Below are 402 nucleotides of genomic sequence, written 5' to 3' on the forward strand. Positions count from 1 at the left end.
TTCCGATCTGACTTCTTGCCTAACCTTTGGAAAATAGTGCTCTTTTATGTAAGCTTCAAGGTCTTGAAGAGTAACTTCCCCATTTGGTCCTGAGCCCGTTATCTTTGACAAATCAATATCGTATTGCTCGGCCAGCATTCTAACTTCTTCACTTACCATGTGATCACTCTTCTGTTTCAATTATGGCTATTTTCTCGCCCACAGGGACTTCATCGCCTACTCCGTGCAAAATCTCCGCTAATATCCCAGATGCTGGGGCTTCTATTTCTCCCGTTATTTTTTCCGATTCTACAATCGCTATAACTTCCCCTTTCTCCACTTTTTCACCCGGTTTTTTCTTCCACTCCACTATTGTTCCTTTCTGCATAGTCATTCCAAATTTTGGCATAATTATATTAATCT

General features: G+C 40.8%; 2 protein-coding genes. Both read right to left on the minus strand.

What is annotated here, in order from left to right:
- The coding region (locus E3E30_RS11180; protein ID WP_206205173.1) for an E3 binding domain-containing protein at positions 1–159 on the minus strand (159 nt) is incomplete at its 3' end.
- 4 nt (positions 160–163) lie between these two features.
- The gene (locus tag E3E30_RS11185) at positions 164–400 is read right to left on the minus strand and encodes a biotin/lipoyl-containing protein (RefSeq protein WP_346765921.1); all 237 of its coding nucleotides are present in this window, start codon (positions 398–400) and stop codon (positions 164–166) included.
- Positions 401–402: the final 2 nt, after the last annotated feature.

It is taken from the genome of Thermococcus sp. 9N3 (assembly GCF_012027685.1).
In the GTDB taxonomy this organism is placed as follows: domain Archaea; phylum Methanobacteriota_B; class Thermococci; order Thermococcales; family Thermococcaceae; genus Thermococcus; species Thermococcus nautili.